This is a genomic window from Lichenicola cladoniae, from assembly GCF_013201075.1.
Taxonomy (GTDB): Bacteria; Pseudomonadota; Alphaproteobacteria; order Acetobacterales; family Acetobacteraceae; genus Lichenicola; species Lichenicola cladoniae.
The window spans coordinates 1,761,205-1,778,643 of the sequence record NZ_CP053708.1 but is presented as its reverse complement, the minus strand read 5'-3'; the positions used below and the strand labels follow the sequence as shown (position 1 = coordinate 1,778,643).

Annotated in this window: 14 protein-coding genes; 10 read left to right on the top strand and 4 right to left on the bottom strand. The window is 64.7% G+C overall.

The window, feature by feature from the left end; genetic code table 11:
* Nucleotides 1-2 precede the first annotated feature (2 nt).
* Together HN018_RS08170 and HN018_RS08165 are read left to right on the top strand one after the other, a co-directional pair.
* The gene (locus HN018_RS08170) at nucleotides 3-1,049 is read left to right on the top strand and encodes an IS30 family transposase (RefSeq protein ID WP_172443453.1); all 1,047 of its coding nucleotides are present in this window, start codon (nucleotides 3-5) and stop codon (nucleotides 1,047-1,049) included.
* Nucleotides 1,050-1,416: 367 nt separating this feature from the next.
* Nucleotides 1,417-2,451, top strand: a complete 1,035-nt coding sequence (locus tag HN018_RS08165) for an IS630 family transposase (protein WP_171837663.1) — start codon at nucleotides 1,417-1,419, stop codon at nucleotides 2,449-2,451.
* A gap of 403 nt (nucleotides 2,452-2,854) precedes the next feature.
* Here the strand turns inward: HN018_RS08165 and HN018_RS08160 are convergent, their stop codons facing one another.
* The 4 genes from HN018_RS08160 to secA all read right to left on the bottom strand — a co-directional run bounded on the left by HN018_RS08160 (nucleotide 2,855) and on the right by secA (nucleotide 8,221).
* Entirely contained in the window at nucleotides 2,855-3,097 is a 243-nt protein-coding gene (locus HN018_RS08160) for a hypothetical protein (protein ID WP_171837108.1), read from the bottom strand.
* Nucleotides 3,098-4,167: 1,070 nt separating this feature from the next.
* On the bottom strand, nucleotides 4,168-4,674 hold the full coding sequence (ruvC, locus tag HN018_RS08155; protein ID WP_171837107.1) for a crossover junction endodeoxyribonuclease RuvC: 507 nt from the start codon (nucleotides 4,672-4,674) through the stop codon (nucleotides 4,168-4,170).
* A complete protein-coding gene (locus HN018_RS08150; RefSeq protein ID WP_171837106.1) occupies nucleotides 4,671-5,420 on the bottom strand; it encodes a YebC/PmpR family DNA-binding transcriptional regulator in 750 nt (249 codons plus the stop codon). Before HN018_RS08150 ends, ruvC begins: the two co-directional genes overlap by 4 nt.
* Before the next feature lie 29 nt (nucleotides 5,421-5,449).
* Nucleotides 5,450-8,221: a preprotein translocase subunit SecA gene (secA, locus tag HN018_RS08145; protein WP_171837105.1), complete on the bottom strand. Its 2,772-nt coding sequence runs from the start codon at nucleotides 8,219-8,221 to the stop codon at nucleotides 5,450-5,452.
* 238 nt (nucleotides 8,222-8,459) lie between these two features.
* Between secA and HN018_RS08140 the strand changes: the two genes are divergently transcribed.
* The 8 genes from HN018_RS08140 (at nucleotide 8,460) to pnp (ending at nucleotide 17,387) form a co-directional block, all read left to right on the top strand.
* Complete coding sequence (locus tag HN018_RS08140; protein WP_171837104.1) at nucleotides 8,460-9,473, top strand: peptidylprolyl isomerase; 1,014 nt, start codon at nucleotides 8,460-8,462, stop codon at nucleotides 9,471-9,473.
* A 62-nt stretch (nucleotides 9,474-9,535) separates the two neighbouring features.
* Nucleotides 9,536-10,771, top strand: coding sequence for a bifunctional glutamate N-acetyltransferase/amino-acid acetyltransferase ArgJ (gene argJ / locus HN018_RS08135; RefSeq protein WP_171837103.1), 1,236 nt, complete (start codon nucleotides 9,536-9,538; stop codon nucleotides 10,769-10,771).
* Between the two features lie 2 nt (nucleotides 10,772-10,773).
* Complete coding sequence (locus HN018_RS08130) at nucleotides 10,774-11,370, top strand: RDD family protein (RefSeq protein ID WP_239479139.1); 597 nt, start codon at nucleotides 10,774-10,776, stop codon at nucleotides 11,368-11,370.
* Nucleotides 11,371-11,498: 128 nt separating this feature from the next.
* On the top strand, nucleotides 11,499-12,590 hold the full coding sequence (locus HN018_RS08125; protein WP_171837102.1) for an aromatic ring-hydroxylating oxygenase subunit alpha: 1,092 nt from the start codon (nucleotides 11,499-11,501) through the stop codon (nucleotides 12,588-12,590).
* Nucleotides 12,591-12,666: 76 nt separating this feature from the next.
* Nucleotides 12,667-13,677, top strand: coding sequence for an 8-oxo-dGTP diphosphatase MutT (gene mutT / locus HN018_RS29070; protein ID WP_408886789.1), 1,011 nt, complete (start codon nucleotides 12,667-12,669; stop codon nucleotides 13,675-13,677).
* 102 nt (nucleotides 13,678-13,779) lie between these two features.
* Complete coding sequence (gene truB / locus HN018_RS08115) at nucleotides 13,780-14,700, top strand: tRNA pseudouridine(55) synthase TruB (protein ID WP_171837100.1); 921 nt, start codon at nucleotides 13,780-13,782, stop codon at nucleotides 14,698-14,700.
* A 22-nt stretch (nucleotides 14,701-14,722) separates the two neighbouring features.
* The gene (gene rpsO, locus HN018_RS08110) at nucleotides 14,723-14,992 is read left to right on the top strand and encodes a 30S ribosomal protein S15 (RefSeq protein ID WP_171837099.1); all 270 of its coding nucleotides are present in this window, start codon (nucleotides 14,723-14,725) and stop codon (nucleotides 14,990-14,992) included.
* A 175-nt stretch (nucleotides 14,993-15,167) separates the two neighbouring features.
* A complete protein-coding gene (gene pnp, locus HN018_RS08105; RefSeq protein ID WP_171837098.1) occupies nucleotides 15,168-17,387 on the top strand; it encodes a polyribonucleotide nucleotidyltransferase in 2,220 nt (739 codons plus the stop codon).
* Nucleotides 17,388-17,439 lie beyond the last annotated feature (52 nt).

Genomic DNA, 17,439 nt, shown 5'->3' with positions numbered 1-17,439 from the left:
GGATGGCAGGGCAACGACGTAAGCTAACGGTGTTTGATCGATCGATGATCGAGGTTCGCCTTTGTGATAGCTGGGGCGTGCGGGCGATTGCACGCGACTTGGATCGCTCTGCGGGCATGATTTCGGACGAGATCAATCGGCATGGCGGCGCGACCTCCTACCGGGCGCAGGCTGCGGCGACGCAGGCCGAGGCAGATCGTCGCCTGACTGGACGCAGGCCTGTTCTGGCGCATGATGGTGAGCTGTTCGGCCGTGTGGCGGGGCTTTTGCGTCTGGGTTGGTCCCCCGAGCAGATATCGGGCAGGCGTAAGCGGATGGAGGCGGGAACGGAGCAGCCACCTGGTCTGTCGGTATCGCACGAGGCAATCTACACGGCGATTTACGCCTTGCCGCGCGGTGAACTACGCCGTGAGCTGATCTCGTATTTGCGACAGGACAAGCCAATGCGCGGCCGCAAGCCAAAGGGCAGCGAACGCCGCGGCAAACTTTGCAACATGACCAACATCAAGGAACGACCTGAGGAAATCGAGGGCCGGCTGGTCCCGGGCCATTGGGAAGGCGATCTTATTCTGGGCACCGGCGGAGCGAGTGCCATCGGCACGTTGGTCGAGCGGACAAGCCGCTTTGTGGTGCTGGTGCACATGCCTACGCGCAAGTCCGATGTGGTGGCGAGCGCTTTCTCCGGCGCGCTGAATGCCATTCCCGCATCTTTGCGCAAGACGCTGACCTACGACCAAGGCAAGGAAATGGCACAGCACGAAAGCGTGGCGCTGAGCACTGGCATGAGGATCTTCTTCGCCGACCCTCACTCACCTTGGCAGCGTGGCTCCAACGAAAACACCAATGGTCTGCTGCGCCAGTATTTCCCGAAAGGCACGGCTCTGTCGGGCTTGGATCAGGACGATCTCGACATCGTTGCCGACAGCCTGAATAGCCGTCCTCGAAAGACGCTCGACTACGCGACGCCAAGCGAGCAATTCAGCATGTTGCTGGCCGGGCAGGCTGGTGTAAACAAAGTCTTCGGCGTGGGTGTTCGCTCCGGAACTTGAATCCGCCGATCGATGCTATCAGCGCTACGAACATTACTTTTATCATAAAATCACCTTACCAATGATAGTTCCTGTCTTATTGCGCGACTGGGTTTCCATCCCGCTCGTCTAGTGGTGCGAGCAATATAGGGGTCAAAATGGTAGTAAATTTCCGCACGCTGCCAGAACCGGAAAAGTTAGCGTATGCCTCGGCATCTCTCCAGACCTCAGTAATGTTGAAAGCACTTGGCCGGCCAAGTTCGAAATTAACCGTAAAATATTCCGCACCGAACCGGTGCTTGGCTATTTCGGCTAGCTGTTTACTCACAAGTCGGTGACATAGGCTACAATCCCTTGTACTAGTATCTGCCATTTGATACGGTCAGGCATGAAGAGAGATGGCCGAACTTTTGATCATGGGACGCTGGAAGCCATACGGCTGATGGCAGTTGAACGCGTTCGCGACGGTGAACGGCCGTCCTCTGTCGTAGCGTCGTATGGCTTCTGCCGGACCACGATCTACAAATGGCTCAGAGCAGCGTCAACGCCTGAACTGGGAGATGAGGCGCTGCATTCGACAAAGTCTCTGGGCCCGCCGCGCAGTCTGACGCCAAGTCAGGAGCAGCAGGTGTTCCTTTGGGTCAATGGGAAAGATCCTCGTCAGTATGGTCTGGATTTCGGTCTTTGGACGCGCTCCATGATCTCCGCTTTGATCGAGGAGAAGTTCGGCATCAAAATTGGCTTGACGGCAGTCGGCACCCTACTGGCGAGGCTGGAGCTCACGCCGCAGAAGCCGTTGCAGAGGGCTTATCAACGCGACCCTGAAGCCATCCAGACGTGGCAGCGTGATACGTTTCCTTCTATTGCCAGTAGAGCAAAAAGCGAGGGCGGCGAGATCTACTTCTGGGACGAATCGGGGTTCCGTGCCGATACGGTGCATGGGAAGACCTGGGGCAAGAAGGGACAAACACCGGTTGTCGAGCGCCCGGGTCAACGGCAGTCGATCAGCGCGGCATCAGCCGTCAACGCTCGCGGTGCGTTCTGGTATTGCACCTACCAGGGCGGCCTCAACGCGGAGCTGTTTATCGTCCTACTGAAGATGATGATGCGTAACCGCCGCAAGCCTGTTCATCTCGTAGTCGATGGTCTTCCAGCCCACAAGACAAAGCTCGTGAACGCCTACATCCAATCAACCAACGGGATGCTGACGCTTCACTTTCTTCCCGGCTACGCTCCCGATCTTAACCCGGACGAGCTCGTGTGGAGCCACATCAAGCGTACCGGTGTAGCCAGAACACCATTGCGGAAGGGCGATAGCTTGGGCGAGAAGATCGAGGGTCAGCTTGCCAAACTCAAACGTATGCCCAAGCTGGTGCGCTCATTCTTCAGAGTGGCAAGTGTAGCTTATATCACCGACTGCTGAGTAAGTAGTAGCTCGCCCTCGCCCTGGGCATTGAGCTTTGCTGCCAGTTCACCGTAGATAATCACGTACTGCTGCGGTGCTGTGGTCTGAGCTCGTGCGCAGTCAAAAGTCCCAATGACGCACATCAGCATCGCAAGACCGGGGGCGAAGTAACATCTTTGCCTTTTACTTGTCATATCAATGTATTTTTCCAAGTCCACGGTGCTATTGTGCCACCTATAGGTGGCTTTGACACGTGTGAGATCTTGTTTGCAAGCTTGATGTGCCGATTTACTCAATGACAAGGAGATTTAGGTGCTTCGCATGGCTTTCGGATGACAGTGATCTTGAGGATCGCGAAGCGCGAATCCTTCGTGCGCTCGGGGATCTTGTTCGATCTTCGCTTTCGATTTTTTCATGTCGGTTAGTAGGGACCGGGGCCGCTCGAGTTCGGATAAAGAATCTTGGGCCAGGGCACTTGCCATAGAGAATTCCGGATCATGATCTTTGGTAACTCGTTGACGTTGGCAGCTTTGTCAGGGATCGTAATGTCTGCGTCCATGCGCGGTAGCAGATGATTGGCAACAATAAGATCGTCAGCCTGTCTTCCGGTCGGGAGGAGCCTCACCGGATTGCGCAAGGCATAGAACTTGGAATGGATTTCCATTCTCAGCCTTCCTTGGAAGCGTTCGACGGCCTGGTCTAGCCAGATTTCTCTAGGCCTTACGTGCGATGTTGATGAGCACGTACGATCGTGCTGTCAATCATGACATTTTTATTATTAGACGGTGATTTTCTGATGGCTACAGGCTCCAAGGCCATAGCTGGATACTCTGCTGGAAACGTAAACCAACGAGACAGCCTTAAGGTGAGGCATCTGATTTCCTGTATCGTGTCGGATGAGCTTTGTCGTGGCTTACAGTGGCTGTTGCAGAAACCGTTCGTATCGATTTTTGACTGTAGCCAGCAATCGTTTGTCTTGATTGTAGCGACCTTACCCGGTTCTGAATTATCTTAATCGACCGCGCGGCTCTGAGCGGCATCCTGTTCGTGCTGGATCGGGTGTGCCCTGGGGGATGGTGGCAGCCGAGATGGGATGCCGCTCAGGCATGAGCAGCAAGCGACGTCTCCGCGACTTGCACGATGCGGAAGTCCTGGCAGCTTTGCATGAGTGCTGCTCGGGCGTTTGCACGCGGCAGGATAGTTTGACTGGCCCCGTGCAGCGCTGGGCAGCGCGTCTATTCAGGCAAAAAAGGGGATGATGCGAGCCGGCCAAATCCGACTGATCGTGGCTGGCCAGCATGACGGCCGCATGGTGGTGCCGACGCTGGATACTCTTTCTTCGGAAGGAACGGGAAGCGCGGCCGACGACGACGGCCCAACAAGCGACACGCAGGTAGAGGCTTCGACTACCGCGGCTGTCGACAGGAGTGTCGTATATGTGGCGTCGCGCTTGTATCGCCAGGCGTGGCGTGGACAACAGCCATCGTCTCGGGTGCTATTCCTAAGTGGCGGAACGCACCCATGCCTGGCTGAACCGCTTTCGATGCCTGAGCGTGCGCTACGCGCGCCGTGCCGACATCTTCCTGGCCTTCAACATCCTCGGCTGCCTTCATCCGTTTCAAACAGATCGGGCGGTTCTGTCAGGCGTTCTCGGCAGGTTCTGAGCCTTGCGCGTTGGTCTGCCGGCCGCCTGAGATGTCGGGGGGAAAGGCCGCGGCCGAACAGGCGGCTGCTTCAGGCCATCCGGGTTCCGGCCGCGACCCTCAACCGGCTCTGGCGGTGATGCGCGTGGCAGATCGCCACCGCGAGGGCGTCGGCGGCATCGGCGCGGCGGATGGTGGCGCCGGGGAGCAGGCGGCGCACCATCATCTCGACCTGGTCCTTGGTCGCGGCACCGGTGCCGACCACGGCGCGCTTCACTTCCATCGCGCCGTACTCGGACACCGCGATCCCGGCCAGCGCCGGCGCCAGCAGAGCGACGCCGCGAGCATAGCCGAGCTTCAGCGTCGATGAGCCGCTGCGATTGACGTAGGTTTCCTCGACCGCGGCTTCCTCGGGGCGGTAGGCCTCGAAAAGCTGGACCAGCCCGTCATGCAGCGTCTTGAGCCGTTGCGGCACCGGCTGCTCGCCATCGGTTGCGATCACCCCGTCGGCGATGTGACGCAGCCGGTTGCCGTCGATTTCCAGGATGCCCCAGCCCATGAACCGCAAGCCGGGGTCGATGCCCAGCAGGCGCGTCATGCCGACAGGCGTTCGGCCACCGCATCGGGCAGGTCGAAATTGGCATAGACCGCCTGCACATCGTCATTCTCGTCGAGCGCATCGATGAGCTTGAGCAGCGTGGCGCCCTTTTCCTCGTCGAGCGTCACCACCATGCTCGGTCGCCAGTCGAGCTTGGCGCTGTCCGGTGGGCCGAACCGGGCTTCCAGCGCATCGCGCACGGTGAAGAACGCCTCGGTGGCGCAGGTGATTTCGTGGCCTTCGATGCCGCTTTCGACATTGTCGGCGCCGGCCTCGATCGCCGCCTCCAGCATGTCGTCCTCGGACCCGGCACCGGGCAGGTAGTTCACCACGCCGAGCCTGGTGAACATGAACGATACCGAGTTCGTCTCTCCGAGGCTGCCGCCATGCTTGGAGAACGCCGTGCGTACGTCGGACGCGGTACGATTGCGATTATCGGTGAGCGTCTCGACGATCACCGCGACTCCCGCCGGTCCGTAGCCCTCGTAGCGGACCTCGACATAGTCGTCGCCACCGCCGGACCCGGCTGCCTTCTTGATCGCCCGCTCGACGGTGTCCTTGGGCATGTTCACCTTCTGCGCGGCCGAGATCGCGGCACGCAGACGCGAGTTCGTGCTCGGGTCCGGCAGGCCGGAGCGCGCCGCGACGGTGATCTCCCGGATGGCACGGGCGAACGACCGCGCCCGGCGCGCGTCCTGCGCGCCCTTGCGGTGCATGATGTTCTTGAACTGGGAATGACCCGCCATGGTGCTTCTCTAATCAGCCGCGGCGCGAATCAGGCGACGCGGCCGTGGCAATGCTTGTACTTGTTGCCCGACCCGCACGGGCAGGACGCGTTTCGCGGTGTATCCACCCAGGTCGCGGGATCGGCGGTGAGGTGCGGATGCGACGGGGCCAGCCGGACGGATTCCGGCGGCGGCTCCATCGTTTCCTGGAGGCTGGCACTGCCCATCCCGCTATCGGAGAACATGGCAGGACCCGGATGCATCGCCTCGATCGCACCGGGCGGCTCCGGATGCACGGCGACCAGCCCGTCGAGCGTCTGGCCCGGGAACGGATCGTCGGCCGGCGGCATCACCTCGACGCGGGACAGCATCGCCGTCACCCGCTCGCGTAGTTCGTCGAGCATGACGTTGAACAGCGAGAACGCCTCGTTCTTGTACTCGTTGAGCGGGTCCTTCTGGCCGTACGCGCGCAGGCTGATGCCCTGGCGAAGCTGGTCCAGCAGCAGCAGATGCTCCTTCCAGACCGTGTCCAGGGTGCTCAGCAGCAGCTGCTTCTCGATGTAGCGCATCACCGCCGGGCCGAAATTGGCGGCTTTTGCAGCCGCCGCCTGTGCCGCCGCCTGCTCGACCCGCTGCATCACCTCCTCGAGGCCGATGCCGTCCTCCTTCGCCCAGGCCTCGATCGGCAGGTCGAGCGACAGGACGCGCTTCAGGTCCTCGGCGAGCTCGGCACTCGACCACTGCTCGGCGAACGCCTTTTCTGGAATGCGGGCCCGCACCATCTGGTCGGCCAGCTCGTTGCGCATGGTGGTGACGATGTCGGAGACATCCTCGGACGACATGAACTCCTTGCGCTGCGCATAGACTTCCTTGCGCTGGCTGTTGTTCACGTCGTCGTATTTCAGCAGGTTCTTGCGGGTGTCGAAGTTGCGCGCCTCGACCTTCTTCTGTGCCTTCTCCAGCGCCCGGTTGATCCAGGGATGGATGATCGCCTCGCCGGCCTTGAGGCCCATCTTCTGCAGCATGCCGGCCATACGGTCGGAGCCGAAGATGCGCATCAGATCGTCCTGCAGCGACAGGAAGAACCGCGACGCGCCCGGATCGCCCTGGCGTCCCGAACGTCCACGCAGCTGGTTGTCGATGCGGCGGCTCTCGTGTCGCTCGGTGCCGATCACGAACAGTCCGCCGGCTTCCTTGACCACGCCATGGAAGCCGGCGACCTGCTCGCGCAACGCCATCTCCCGTGCCGTGAGCTCGGGTTCCTCGAGATCGTGCAGCTCCTGGCGCACACGCATCTCGACGTTGCCGCCGAGTTTGATGTCGGTGCCGCGCCCGGCCATGTTGGTCGCGATGGTGATCGCGCCGGGCGCGCCGGCCTGCGCGATGATCGTCGCCTCCATCTCGTGGAAGCGCGCGTTCAGCACGTTGTGCGGAATCCTGCGTTCATGCAGCAGCGCGGAAAGCTGCTCGCTCTTTTCGATCGAGGTGGTGCCGACCAGGATCGGCTGGCCGGTTTTCGTGACTTCCTCGATCAGCGTGGTGACCGAATTGAACTTGTCGGTCTCGCTGAGATAGACCTCGTCGTCGCCGTCGAGCCGGATCACCGGCACGTTGGTCGGGATCTCGACCACGTCGAGCTTGTAGATTTCGTTGAACTCGTCGGCCTCGGTCATCGCCGTGCCGGTCATGCCGGACAGCTTCGGATAGAGGCGGAAATAATTCTGGAAGGTGATCGAGGCGAGCGTCTGGTTCTCCTGCTGGATCTCCTGGTGCTCCTTCGCCTCCAGCGCCTGGTGCAGCCCGTCGCCGTAGCGCCTGCCCTCCATCATGCGGCCGGTGAACTCGTCGATGATCACCACCTTGCCGGCACGCACGATGTAGTCGACGTCCCGCGAGAACAGCGTGTGCGCCCGCAGCGACTGCTGCACGTGATGCACCACCGAGATGTTGGACACGTCGTACAGCCCGCCCTCGGTGACGATGCCGGCCTGGCGCAGCATCTCCTCGATGGTCTCGGTGCCGTGCTCGGTCAGGATGACGCTGCGGAACTTCTCGTCCTTGTCGAAGGTGGCCGGGTCCTTGGCCAGTTCGGCGACCAGCAGGTCCACGCTGCGATAGAGGTCGGAGCTGTCCTCGGCCGGACCGGAGATGATCAGAGGGGTCCGCGCCTCGTCGATCAGGATGGAATCCACCTCGTCGACGATGGCGTAGTTGAACGGCCGCTGCACCATGTCCTGCAGCCGGTACTTCATGTTGTCGCGCAGGTAGTCGAAGCCGAACTCGTTGTTGGTGCCGTAGGTGACGTCGGCGGCGTAGGCGGCCCGGCGTTCCTCGTCGGGCACGTTCGGCACGATCACCCCGGTCGACAGGCCGAGGAAGGCGTAGAGCTGCCCCATCTCCTCGGAATCGCGCCGCGCCAGGTAGTCGTTGACGGTCACCACGTGCACGCCCTTGCCGGCGAGTGCGTTCAGATACACCGGCAGGGTGCCGACCAGGGTCTTGCCCTCGCCGGTGCGCATCTCGGCGATGCGGCCGGAATGCAGCACCATGCCGCCGACCAGCTGCACATCGAAATGGCGCATGCCCAGCACGCGGCGGGAGGCCTCGCGCACCACCGCGAACGCCTCGGGCAGCAGTTCGTCGAGGCTGGTGCCGCCGGCGATGCGGGTGCGGAACTCCTGGGTCTTGCCGGCCAGGGCCTGATCGTCGAGCGCCTGGATCGCCGGCTCCAGCACGTTGATCTCCGGCACCCGGCGCTGGTGCGCCTTGAGCGAGCGATCGTTGGCTGAGCCGAACAGGGTGCGGGCGAGACTTGCGAACATGAAGGCCTTCCGAATGGCGCTCTGCGTCCACCGGATATGGCCATGCCCCCGGATACGACCAAGGCTCGGCACGCTGGTGGTGGTTCGGCCCCGCGTGAGCCGGCATCGCGCCGGTCCGGGATAGGACCGCCGCCGCCACCGGTCAATGCACGTCCGAACATGCCTCGAACTCGCTTGCTTGTGAGGACCTCCGGCTTTTGGCATTGTCGGGCCTCGGATCATTCGAGGTTTTCGTCCAATGCGGCTTTCCCGCCCGGTTGCTGCCATCACGGCAGCGACCCTGCTTGCTTCTGCCTCCGCCCTTTCGCCGCTCTCGGCCTATGCGGCCCCTCACAAGAAGGAGGCTGCCACCACGCCGGCTGCCGCAGCCCCTGCTTCCGGCGACGCCAAGCCCGCCAACCCGATCGTGGCCTCGGTGAACGGTGACCCGATCCACCTCGATCGTGTCCGCGCCACCGCGCAGACGCTGCCCGACGAGATGCGCGGGATGCCGCCGCAGATGCTGTTCCCGATGATCGTGAACCAGCTCGTCGATCAGAAGGCGCTGCTGATCGAGGCACAGAAGGAAGGCCTGCAGAAGGACCCCGAGGTCCAGAAGACCATGCAGGCCGCGGCCGACCAGGCGCTGCAGAACGTCTATCTGAGCCGCGCCGTCGAGCCGCAGATCACCGACGACGCAATCCAGGCGGCGTACGCCAAGGACTACGCGGGCAAGACCGGCGAGAAGGAGGTGCATGCGCGCCACATCCTGGTCGCCGACGAGAAGACCGCCAACGACATCATCAAGCAGCTCAAGGCCGGCGGCGATTTCGCAGCCCTTGCCAAGAAGGACTCCACCGACAAGGGGTCCGCTGCTGCCGATGGCGATCTCGGCTGGTTCAAGAAGGGCGACATGCTGCCCGATTTCTCCGCTGCCGCCTTCGCAATGACCAAGGGCCAGGTCTCGGACAAGCCGGTGCATACCCGCTACGGCTGGCACGTGATCCAGGTGCTCGATACCCGCACCTCGACCGCACCCGCGTTCGCGACCGTGCATGACCAGATCCGCCAGAAGCTGATCCAGACGGATGTCCGCGCCGTCGTCGAGAAGGCGGTCGCCCAGGTCAAGGTGGTCCGCTACAACCCGGACGGCACGCCGGTGACCGACAAGCCGGCGCCGCCCGCCGCCGCCGCGGCAGCCGGTGCATCGCCGGTTCCGGCCCAGGCTGCGGCGCCTGCAACTCCCGGCGCGACCCCGCCCTCCGGCGAGTAAAAGACAGCGCCCGGTGATCGTGCCGGGCGTCCGTGCCTCCTCTTGCAGGAATATCCGCCCGCATGGCCAAGCCGCTCGCCGTCTCGCCACTCGCCGTTCCGTTTCCGGCGATGGGCCAGATCGGCGGTGTACGGCTGGCCACGGTTGCCGCCGGCATCCGCTACCAGGGCCGCACCGACCTGGTGCTGATGGATTTCGTAGCCGGCACCAGCGTCGCCGGCGTCTTCACCCGCAACACCTGTCCCGGCGCGCCGATCGACTGGTGCCGCGAGGCGCTGGCCGGCGGTACGGCGCGTGGCCTGGTGGTCAATGCCGGCAACGCCAACGTATTCACCGGTCGTGCCGGTCGCGAAACGACGCACGCGACTGCCGCCGCCGCCGCTAGTCTGCTCGGGTGCGGGCAATCGGAAATCTTTCTCGCCTCGACCGGCGTGATCGGCGAGGTGCTGCCGCACGAGCGCATCACCCGCGCCCTCCCCGCCCTGGCCACCGGCCTGACGCCGACCGGCTGGGAAGCCGCGGCGCGCGGGATCATGACCACCGATACCTTCCCCAAGGGCGCCATCCGGACGGTGACCATCGCGGGCACGCCCGTCACGATCCAGGGTATCGCCAAGGGCAGCGGCATGATCGCGCCCGACATGGCGACGATGCTGTGCTTCGTGGCGACCGATGCGGCACTGCCGCAGGCGGTCCTGCAGACGCTGCTGGCGGCTTCGGTGGACCGCAGCTTCAACTGCACCACGGTCGATTCCGACACCTCCACCAGCGACACGGTGCTGCTGTTCGCGACCGGGACCGCCGGCAACCCGCCGGTCGCCGGGAACGCGGACCCGGCGCTGGCCGATTTCGCCGAGGCGCTCGATTCGCTGCTGCTGGAGCTCGCCCTGCTGGTCGTCCGGGACGGCGAGGGTGCCACCAAGCTTGTCCGCATCGAGGTATCCGGCGCGGTCTCGGACCAGTCGGCACGCCAGGTGGCGCTGGCCGTCGCCAACTCGCCGCTGGTGAAAACCGCGATCGCCGGCGAGGACGCCAACTGGGGCCGCATCGTCATGGCGGTCGGCAAGAGCGGCGAGCCGGCCGACCGCGACACGCTCTCGATCGGCGTCGGCGGGACCTGGATGGCCCGCGAGGGGACCGTGGTTCCGGGCTATGACGAGGCGCCCGTGGTTGCCCACATGAAGGGCAGCGAGCTCGACATCGCGATCGACCTGGGCCTCGGCCAGGGCGCCGGGCGCGCCTGGACCTGCGACCTCACGCACGGCTACATCGACATCAACGGCAGCTACCGGAGCTGAACATGCCGGATCCCATGGCCCTTCCGCCGGCGTTTCGACCCGGCCCTTCCCTGGCATCCGCGCCGGGTCAGGTCTGGAGCTACGCCGGCTTCTGGTGGCGCGTGCTGGCATGGCTGGTGGACTGGATGGTGCTGGCCGCCGCCGAGTTCGGGCTCGGGATCGTCACCGGGCTGCGGCATGTAGGGCTCACGATCGACAAGGACGACCAGTCGGTTCGTCAGGTGTCGGATATCGCCTACACCAGCTTCCACTACTCGCCGTCGGCCTGGCATCTGCATGGCGGCGGGCTATCGCTGCTCGGGCTGATCCTGACCATCGGCTATTTCGTCCTGATGGAATCGTCGCACTGGCAGGCGACCGTGGGCAAGCGGGTGTGCAAGCTGCGCGTAACCGATCTCGATGGACGTCGCATCAGTATTCCCAGGGCGCTCGGGCGCTATCTCGGCAAGTTCGTTTCGGCCTTCATCCTGGGGATCGGCTTCCTGATGGTCGGGTGGACCCGGCGCAAGCAGGGTCTGCACGACGTGATGGCGGACACGCTGGTGATGCACCTGCGCCCGAACGACATATTCGCCTTCCAGCCGCCGCCGATGCTGTAGGCCACACAGGCCTGCGAGGTTACGGTTCGAGTGTTGCATGGCATCACATCGAAGGTGCCTTATAGCGTTCATTGCACATTGTTTCGTTGCGCCCGGACGGACGCGACGCACTGCCAAGCCGAGGAACGATGAACCAGACCGTCACGCCGGACAGCCTGCGGCCCGATCCGTCCGTGCCTTCCTCTCCCGACCTGCGTCGCATCCAGGCGCATCCGGATCACTGGTATCCGATGGCCTGGTCGCGCGAGCTGAAACCCGGCGGCACGCTGGCGGTCTCGTTCGCCGGCGAGCCGATCGTGCTGGTGCGGCCGAAGGAAGGCCCGGTGTTCGCGCTCGAGGATCGTTGCGCGCATCGCCAGGTGCCGCTCAGCAAGGGCACCGTCGATGGCTGCGCGGTGCGCTGCTGCTATCATGGCTGGGCGTACGAGGCTTCGGGTAAGTGCGTCGACGTGCCGTATCTCGGCAAGGACAAGCTCCCGAACGGGGTGCGTGCCTATCCGTGCCGCGAGGCCGACGGGCTGATCCTGGTGTTCCCGGGCGACGCGTCGCTGGCCGACTCGGTGGCGTTCCCCGGCCTCGGCTCGGTCGCCAACCCGAAATACAAGACGCGCCGGTTCGGCAAGACCGTCGGCTGCCACTACAGCTTCATGCATGAGAACCTGATGGATATGAACCATCAGTTCATGCACTCGAAGCAGATGGGCCAGATGAAGCCGCGCGTGCTCGGCCAGGCCCGCGGCGACGACTGGGTCGAGGTGAAATACAGCTTCAAGCGCACCGGCGGGAAACAGCCGCTCGGCGAGGCGGTAATTTTCGGCGAACGGCGCAGCGGCGACCAGAACCACGCCGAGCGCGACATCATGACGATCCGCACCGAATATCCCTACCAGACGCTGCGCATCCAGACAGGCGACGAGGACCCGGTGATGGACCTCTGGATCGTCTATGTGCCGCTCGATCGCGAGCAGAAAACCAACCGGGTGTTCGGGCTGCTGTCGGTCAGGAAGCCGAAGATCCCCGGCATCCTCAATGTCGCGTGGCCGCTGCTGGTGCTGTTCACCGAGCGGATCTTCCGCGAGGACCGCGAGATCGTCGAGATGGAGCAGGCCGCACACGACGCGCAGGGCCATGACTGGAACCAGGAAGTGTTTCCGGTGATCCGGTCCCTGCGCTCGCTCCTGATGTCCTGTGGCGTAGACAGCAGCGTCCCCGTCTCCTGACCGCCCCCTCGCCGACGGCATGGTAGCGGACAGTCTGCCGCCGGCACCGGACACGGTGACGGACGCGCACGATGGACTGCCGGACTCCGGCCCGGTGCTGACGACGGCGCGATTCACGTTGCGCCCGTTGCGGAGCACCGATGCCGAGGCGATCCACAGGCTGGTGAACGACTGGGGCGTGGTGCGGATGCTCAGCCGCCTGCCGTTCCCGTATCCACGCCAGCTCACCGACGAGTGGATCGCCAGCACCGCGACCCAGATGCAGGATGGCCGGGCCTGGCACTTCGCGATCATCGACCGGGAATCCGGTCCGGAGCGCCTGCTCGGCTGCCTCGGCATCCGGATCGAGGCAGCCACCCGCAGCGGCGATCTCGGCTACTGGGTCGGGCGCAGCTTCTGGAACGGCGGCGTCGCCGGCGAGGCGGCAAGGCGCCTGGCCCACTGGGCGCTGGCCAACCTCGAGATCGAACGGCTGACCGCGCAGGTCGCAACCGACAATCCCGCCTCGGCCTCGGTGCTGCGGCGGATCGGCTTCCGCGAGATCGGCGTCGGCAAGCAGCCCTTCCTGGCGCGCGGCGGCGAGCATCCGGTGCTGATGTTCGAGGCGAGGCACGGCGACCTCTTCAGCCCGGCCGAGCCGGCCGGTACGGCAATCACGGCCCCGCCGGTCGTTCCGGGCCCGGTGCGGCGGCGGACCGTGCTGGTCGCCGCCTGCGCACTGGTCGACAGCAATGGCCGCGTGCTGCTCGCACGACGCCCGGAGGGCAAGGCGATGGCCGGGCTGTGGGAGTTCCCCGGCGGCAAGATCGAGGCGGACGAGACCCCCGAGATGGCGCTGGTGCGCGAGTTGCGGGAGGAACTGGGCATCGATATCTCCGAGGCCTGCCTGGCGCCGTTCGCCTTTGCCAGCCACGCCTACGAGGATTTCCATCTGCTGATGCCGCTGTATGTGTGCCGTCGCTGGAAGGGCATGCCGGTTGCGCACGAGGGCCAGACCCTGGCCTGGGTGACCTCGGAGGCGCTGGACAGCTACAGCATGCCGGACGCCGACAAGCCGCTGGTGCCGCTGCTGCGCGACTTTCTCTAGCGGAGCGGCACGGGCCGGTTTGCTCCGGCGGGTCCCCTCGTCTAAAGCCTGCCTCCCCCGCGGACGGGCCGCGGACGGGCAGACTTTGAGGCGACTGGACTGATGCGACGCAAGCGCGGACGCGCCCTAGACGGGTGGCTGATCGTCGACAAGCCGGCCGGCATGACCTCGACCGACGTGGTGAACCGCGTCCGGCGCGGCTTCGATGCGCAGAAGGCAGGTCATGGCGGCACGCTGGACCCTCTGGCGACCGGGCTGCTGCCGGTGGCGTTCGGCGCGGCGACCAAGACGGTCCCGTACATCATGGACGGCACCAAGCTGTATCATTTCACGCTGCGGATCGGCGAGGCACGCGATACCGACGATGCCGACGGACAGGTGATCGCCACCTCCGAGGTGCGGCCGACCGACGAGCAGTTCCGTGCGGCGCTGAGTGCGTTCCAGGGCGACATCATGCAGATCCCGCCGATCTTCTCCGCCATCAAGGTGGCCGGCGAGCGGGCCTATGACATGGCGCGCGAGGGTCGCCCGCCGGTGCTGGAGCCGAGGCCGGCCCGCGTCGACCGGTTCGAGCTGATCGAGCGGATCGACGCCGATACGGCGGTATTCGAGGTCCAGTCCGGCAAGGGCGTCTATATGCGTTCGCTCGCCCGCGACCTGTCGGTTGCCTGCGGCACGGTCGGGCATGTGTCGGCATTGCGGCGGTTGCGGGTGGGGCCGTTCCTGGAGAAGGACGCGATTTCCCTGGACAAGATACTGTCGAGCGAGGACAACGCGCCTGCCTCACCGGAGCTGCTGCTGCCGGTTGCGACCGCGCTGGCCGACATCCCGGCGCTGGCCTTGACCTCAAGTGAAGCGGCAAGCCTCTCGCACGGCCAGGCAATCAGCCTGGTCGAGTTGATGGGCCGGATTCCTGACTCTGCAGACCCCGCTGGCGGGGTGGCACGGGCCATGGACGGGGGGCGCGTGATCGGGCTCTGCCGACTCGAAGACGGGTGGCTGCGTCCGGAACGCCTTCTGTAACCCTCGTTCCTGGAGAACCACGATGTCGATTACTGCAGAGCGCCGCACCGCGCTCATCGGCGATTACAAGAACGCCGAAACCGATACCGGATCGCCCGAAGTACAGGTGGCCCTGCTCAGCGAGCGGATCACCAACCTGACCGAGCATCTCAAGATCCACGCGAAGGACTTCCATTCGCGTCGTGGATTGCTGATGCTGGTCGGCCGCCGCCGCCGCCTGCTCGACTACCTGAAGCGCAAGGACCAGTCGCGCTACCTGACACTGATCGGTCGCCTCAGCCTCCGTCGCTAAACCGGGCGAGGTCCGGGGCGACGCTCCGGACCTCCTCGTTCCGCAGAACCACCAAGCCGGCAACGGCGGGACAGTCCACAGCGTTTCAGGCCACATGGGGTCCCCCTCCATGCCGTCCGAGACGCTGCCGCCCGCCTTGTCCGGCCAGACCCCCGAATAAGACAAGGAACAGCTCATGTTCGATTTTTATGCCAAGGAACTGGAATGGGGCGGCCGCACGCTCCGCCTCGAGACCGGCAAGATCGCCCGCCAGGCCGACGGCGCCGTCATGGTCTATTACGGCGACACCATCGTCCTGTGCACCGCGGTCGGCGCCAAGTCGGTGAAGCCGGGCCAGGACTTCTTCCCGCTCACCGTGAACTACCAGGAAAAGGCGTTCGCCGCCGGCAAGATCCCGGGCGGCTTCTTCAAGCGCGAGGGCCGTCCGTCCGAGGCGGAGGTACTGAATTCGCGCCTGATCGACAGGCCGCTGCGCCCGCTGTTCCCGCATAATTTCCGCAACGAGGTCCAGGTCGTGGCGACCGTGCTCAGCCATGACCTCGAGAACGATCCGGCGATCGTCGCCATGATCGGCTGTTCGGCCGCCCTGACCCTGTCCGGCATTCCCTTCTTCGGCCCGATCGCCGGTTGCCGCGTCGGCTATGCCAACGGCCATTACGTGCTGAACCCGACCCTGGCGGAAGCCAAGGAAGGCCAGCTCGACCTGGTGCTCGCCGGCACCACCGAAGGCGTGCTGATGGTCGAGAGCGAGGCGCACGAGCTGTCCGAGGAAGTCATGCTCGGCGCCGTGACGTTCGGCCATGCCGCGTTCCAGCCGGTCATCGAGGCCATCATCGCGCTTGCCGAGCATTCCGCGAAGACGCCCTGGACGCTCGCCGAGCCGACCGAGGCCGAGACCACCCTCAAGGCCCGCATCGACACGCTGGGCCGCGAGAGCATCGCCAGCGCCTACCTGGAGCGCGTCAAGCAGGCCCGCACCGAGAAGGTCGGCGCTGCCAAGAAGGTCGTTCTCGACGCGCTGAAGGCCGAGGGCCTGGATGCCGACAAGGCCAAGCCGCTGCTGAAGGAGCTCGAGGCCGACATCGTCCGCGGCTCCGTGCTCGACACCGGCCTGCGCATCGATGGCCGCGACACCAAGACCGTGCGCCCGATCGTGTCCGAGGTCGGCATCCTGCCGCGCGCGCACGGCTCGGCGCTGTTCACCCGCGGCGAGACCCAGGCGCTGGTCGTCACCACGCTCGGCACCGGCCAGGACGAGCAGATCATCGACGCGCTCGAGGGCGAGTACCGCTCCAACTTCATGCTGCACTACAACTTCCCTCCCTACTCGGTTGGCGAAGCTGGGCGCATGGGGTCCCCGGGTCGTCGCGAGATCGGCCATGGCAAGCTGGCATGGCGTGCCATCCATCCGCTGCTGCCCACCAAGGAAGTGTTCCCGTACACGGTTCGCGTCGTGTCCGAGATCACCGAGAGCAACGGCTCGTCCTCGATGGCGACGGTCTGCGGCACCAGCCTGGCGCTGATGGATGCGGGCGTTCCGCTCGTCCGTCCGGTGGCCGGCATCGCCATGGGCCTGATCAAGGAAGATCGCGGCTTCGCGGTGCTGTCCGACATCCTCGGCGACGAGGATCACCTGGGCGACATGGACTTCAAGGTGGCCGGTTCGGAAGCGGGCATCACCGCCCTGCAGATGGACATCAAGATCACCTCGATCACGCCCGAGATCATGAAGATCGCGCTCGAGCAGGCGCGTGACGGCCGCCTGCACATCCTCGGCGAGATGGCCAAGGCGCTGACCGAGAACCGTACCGGCGTGTCCGCCACGGCCCCGAAGATCACCGTGATCAACGTGCCGAAGGAAAAGATCCGCGACGTCATCGGCACCGGCGGCAAGGTGATCCGCGAGATCGTCGAGTTCTCCGGCGCCAAGATCGACATCGGCGACGACGGCACCATCAAGATCGCCGCCTCGTCCGACGAGCAGGCGCAGAAGGCGATCGACCGCATCCGCGGTATCGTGGCCGAGCCGGAGCTCGGTGCGATCTATGTCGGCAAGGTGGTCAAGACCGCCGATTTCGGTGCGTTCGTGAACTTCCTCGGCGCCCGCGACGGTCTCGTGCACATCTCCGAGCTGGCCCAGGGCCGAGTTGCCAAGACCGCAGACGTGGTCTCGGTCGGCGATGCCGTGAAGGTGAAGGTCATGGGCTTCGACGATCGTGGCAAAGTGAAGCTGTCCATGCGTGTGGTCGACCAGGCAACCGGTGCGGACATCACCGATGCGGTCGGCGGCAAGAGCGGCGGACGTGACGACGAGGGCGGTGGTCGTCCCGAAGGTCGGCGTGAGGACAGGCCGCGTGGCCCGCGTCCGGAACGTCGCACTGACGCGGCGGACTGACGAGCATACCGGTCCGGCTCTTGCGAGTTCGGGCCGGGCCTGCAATCTGAGC